4 protein-coding genes are annotated in these 2,144 nt (G+C 53.7%); all 4 read right to left on the reverse strand.

The features are described 5' to 3' along the window. Positions 1 to 272: 272 nt before the first annotated feature. Complete coding sequence (locus SK51_RS23495; RefSeq protein ID WP_012561126.1) at positions 273 to 605, reverse strand: hypothetical protein; 333 nt, start codon at positions 603 to 605, stop codon at positions 273 to 275. A 208-nt stretch (positions 606 to 813) separates the two neighbouring features. Continuing rightward, on the reverse strand, positions 814 to 1,098 hold the full coding sequence (ccgC, locus tag SK51_RS23500) for a protein CcgC (RefSeq protein WP_001750002.1): 285 nt from the start codon (positions 1,096 to 1,098) through the stop codon (positions 814 to 816). A gap of 68 nt (positions 1,099 to 1,166) precedes the next feature. Next, positions 1,167 to 1,508 (reverse strand): hypothetical protein, encoded by a 342-nt coding sequence (locus tag SK51_RS23505; RefSeq protein WP_015344948.1) that lies wholly within the window; start codon positions 1,506 to 1,508, stop codon positions 1,167 to 1,169. A 14-nt stretch (positions 1,509 to 1,522) separates the two neighbouring features. Beyond that, a complete protein-coding gene (gene ccgD, locus SK51_RS23510; protein WP_000545925.1) occupies positions 1,523 to 1,819 on the reverse strand; it encodes a protein CcgD in 297 nt (98 codons plus the stop codon). Positions 1,820 to 2,144: the final 325 nt, after the last annotated feature.

Genomic DNA, 2,144 nt, shown 5'->3' on the forward strand with positions numbered 1-2,144 from the left:
GGCTGACGCCAGCCGCCAAGCGCCAGCGCGGAGGGCGAAGCCCGGAGGCCAAGCGGAGCGCGGAGGCCGAAGGCCGGAGGCGTTAGCGGCCGCTGCCCGCGTAAGCGGGGCGAGACGGGAACCGGCTCGATGCGCAGCACAGCAGAGCGGCCCCGAAGGGGTAACGCCCGGAGTCTGCCGCTGTTTATCTCTCGTTCCATCTGAAATCGGCGGTAAGGCCATTAAAAGGGTCAGTTTATCAGGGGGGCGTTAGCCCCCCATGTTGTTAATCATCAGGCAATATCGTCTTTGTAGCAGGCATAACCGAAGCTAAGCTCTGTTTTCATATAGTGGCGGGCAAAGTCCCAGGCATCGTGGCCGAAGTCCTCATAATCTGCCAGGACGATTTCGCGGGCTTTGTGCCATTGCTGTACGGAAGAAAGCGGCAGAACAGGGCAGGGAAGCGACCAGTCAGTGACGGTGTTGCAGATCATATCTGCCAGACGCTCCAGGGAGCCGTAAACCAGCTCTGTGCGCAGATCCGCCACCATGCGTTGTTTACGCAGTGATGCCAGATAATCAATCTCTTTGGTTATATCAGAATTTAAGCGGGTCTGGTAATCCATGATGTACTCCTTTGCGCGCCGATACCGGCAATTTTGCGGGCGACGGTGTTGCCTCCCGATGATTTAATTATCGGTGATTATGTCCTCAAAGTCAATATAAGTACTGAATGTGCATACAAAATTTTATATCTTGCAAAGCGTTCATAGAGTGCCTGAATCGCTTTCTGACAGCCTCAATAAAAAAGGCGGGGATTACCCGCCTTTTTTCTTACAGCTGCTTACGTGGCTTTTTACGCGTCATATACAACGGTATCGCGCAGTCTACCGCGTACAAAAAGCACGCCAGCGCGCCGCAACCGTACAGAAACGCAAGCGGCTTATTATCGAAGTAGCTGAAAACCCCTGTCGCCGCACACAGGCCCAGAACAGAGACGCAGGCGCAGGTGATCTGCACCAGATCCCTGTATCCCGCACGAACGATAAACCAGGGCAGGGCAAGCGCAGCGGCGCTAAAAATTAATGCGAGAGGGACAAAAACGAGATAGTGATACATGTGAACTCCTTGATGGTTGCCGATACCGGCGATTGTTCGGGCGGCGGTATTGCCACCCGATGATTTAATTAGAGGTTTTGCGCGTCCAGGAGATTGACCTGAGCCGGGGTAACGTGAAACTTTTCCCCTTTATGGATCACGTTATGCGGGGCGCTAATTTCATCACTGATAAAGCTAACCGGGTAACGTTTTTTACCGCAAATCCGCTCGCTAAACCACGCCACTTTTGCCGCTGGCCGATCCACTGGATGAACAATCACACCGGCCATGCTGCAACCCGTTGCGGGTTCGTCCAGCGTAATGCTTACCGGGACTGTATCCCGGTAAAAAAACTTAACCGGCGGCACACCTGCCTGCGTAGCGGCTGCGACAACTGCAAGCCCGATAACCGCTATCCGATTAATAAGCATTTTATTCCCCTTACTCATGCTGATATCACCTTGCCAGCTGTTACCAGTTTACGAAATTCGCTTTCATGAATTTCACGCCCATGCTCAAGCGTTGAATACACGTTGCCGATAAGCCAGTTACCAGCCGTTTTTGTCTCGGTATACCACCATGCTTCTGTCAGAGTAAGCAGCGGTTCGCTATCCTCGCCCTTCTCATAGATCCAGATTTTAGTGACGTCTTTACCCGTTTCGTTGCTGCCCTGAATGGTAGGGTCAAAGGTATGTTCAATCTCTATATCGAAGTAACGCTGAAGGAAGTTAGTAAAGTGCATGACGACTCCTGTAAGCGCCGATACCGGCAATTTTTCGGGTGGCGGTGTTGCCTCCCGATGATTTAATTATCGGTGATTACGCCTTTAAAGTCAATACAAGTACGGAATTTATTTACATGTTTTTATGCCCGTCAGGGCATGGAAGGCGACCGCGCCGGACTCCACCGGACACCGGCCGCAAATCGCCGGAAACTGCGGGACTGACCGGAGCAACAGGCCAACCCCCCTTCCTGCTAAGCCATAACCCAGCCCGCCGCCACGCAGCTGCCGCACGTCCCCCACGGGGGTGCGCAGTGGGCGCCGCGCGCCTGCGCGCGGGTACGGC

The organism is Enterobacter sp. MGH85, from assembly GCF_001037655.1.
Taxonomy (GTDB): domain Bacteria; phylum Pseudomonadota; class Gammaproteobacteria; order Enterobacterales; family Enterobacteriaceae; genus Enterobacter; species Enterobacter intestinihominis.

Excerpts from the sequence above, each read along its gene's own strand:
- ccgD (WP_000545925.1), bottom strand. The coding sequence starts at position 1,819 with ATGCACTTTACTAACTTCCTTCAGCGTTACTTCGATATAGAGATTGAA.
- SK51_RS23505 (WP_015344948.1), bottom strand. The coding sequence starts at position 1,508 with ATGCTTATTAATCGGATAGCGGTTATCGGGCTTGCAGTTGTCGCAGCC.
- ccgC (WP_001750002.1), bottom strand. The coding sequence starts at position 1,098 with ATGTATCACTATCTCGTTTTTGTCCCTCTCGCATTAATTTTTAGCGCC.
- SK51_RS23495 (WP_012561126.1), bottom strand. The coding sequence starts at position 605 with ATGGATTACCAGACCCGCTTAAATTCTGATATAACCAAAGAGATTGAT.